Annotated in this window: 2 protein-coding genes; both read right to left on the reverse strand. The window is 34.3% G+C overall.

The window, feature by feature from the left end; translation table 11 throughout:
- Positions 1-106 precede the first annotated feature (106 nt).
- A complete protein-coding gene (locus tag AB1J10_RS12590) occupies positions 107-697 on the reverse strand; it encodes a replication protein (protein ID WP_031917824.1) in 591 nt (196 codons plus the stop codon).
- Positions 698-754: 57 nt separating this feature from the next.
- The gene (locus AB1J10_RS12595; RefSeq protein WP_031917823.1) at positions 755-895 is read right to left on the reverse strand and encodes a CopG family transcriptional regulator; all 141 of its coding nucleotides are present in this window, start codon (positions 893-895) and stop codon (positions 755-757) included.
- Positions 896-1,248 lie beyond the last annotated feature (353 nt).

Here is a 1,248-nt window from a genome sequence, read left to right on the forward strand (position 1 = left end):
TTCATTCGCTATCGCTCATTTCGTTCTGCAAATACCCTTGTTGGGGGTAAACCCCCAATCCCCCTTTTTTGCTAAAGCAAAAAGCTAGCCATAATGGCTAGCTAATTCATTTGTTATCTTTTATTCTATGTCTTCTAGATTTTATAAACGTATTTATAGCAAAAGTACCATTATCAGCCAACAAAGGGAACCAATCATCAAATCTATGCTCCATAGCATAAATCCATAGTTCTTCGTATTCTCTTATATCATTTTCAACTATAAAAGAAGTCATTTCTTTAAACATCTCATATCTGCTTGCAGACGTCGGTTTTAACATCTCTAGAATATCTGCTCCACCATGAGCAATCATATCTTCACGATCATACTGATATTTCTCAGGATTATCCATATGCAACATATATCTAACAAGACCTTTAGCAGAACCACACCTTTGTGGAACAGTCGCATTTATTCTTTCAGTCAATTCTAATATCTGATTATAACTTTTAACCCCATCATACATAACCAATATATGCTTATGAGCCTTTTTTATCTCTCCATTTGGATTAGTATCCTTATCATGTAATGGAGATTCAACCCATTGTATATGTTCATCATCTAATATATCTCTCCAACCTTCAGAAACACTTTCTGGGTAAATTACAAACGTCCAATTTCTAGTTCTTACATTACCTTGTGATGCTTTATTCACCATGATATAATTACCTCCGAATACAAGTTTATGCTGCCATAGCCACATGGCAGTATTTTTTTATCTATTTTTATGTTTTTTATCAAAATCTTGCAAAGCCAACGCAATTACCGCACTTTTTGAAACTCCTAAATATTTCGCCAATTCATCTAACTTTTCCGACATCTCATCTTTCAAAGTCACTTGCAATCTTTTACTCATAATTGTAACCACCTTTCAACTATTACAGTCAATAATACACAAAACAACATCATAATTCAATCGTTTATACACAAAAAGTGACCGTGAACAATGAACAACACTGGGGGGTCGTAGTACCCCAGTGTTGAAAACCTAAAGTCAAAACCCACCATATTATTACTTGTAATAGAATTTCCTTTTGACTTCACGATATCGAAAGTAATGATTTGGATTGGTTGTTAACTTGGATTAATCCAAGTTACAACTGCACCAATCGCCACTGAAGTGGCTATCATTATTTCTTTGTTCGTCAAAAGTATTTCTCCTATCACAAGTAATAATATGGTTTGGCAAGCTTCGTATTTGCTAGCCAC

It is taken from the genome of Staphylococcus cohnii species complex 1663, assembly GCF_041008415.1.
GTDB classification, from domain to species: domain Bacteria; phylum Bacillota; class Bacilli; order Staphylococcales; family Staphylococcaceae; genus Staphylococcus; species Staphylococcus ureilyticus.

What these genes read in the sequence shown, in the direction of transcription:
- AB1J10_RS12595 (WP_031917823.1), bottom strand. Translation starts at nt 895, where the DNA reads ATGAGTAAAAGATTGCAAGTGACTTTGAAAGATGAGATGTCGGAAAAG.
- AB1J10_RS12590 (WP_031917824.1), bottom strand. Translation starts at nt 697, where the DNA reads ATGGTGAATAAAGCATCACAAGGTAATGTAAGAACTAGAAATTGGACG.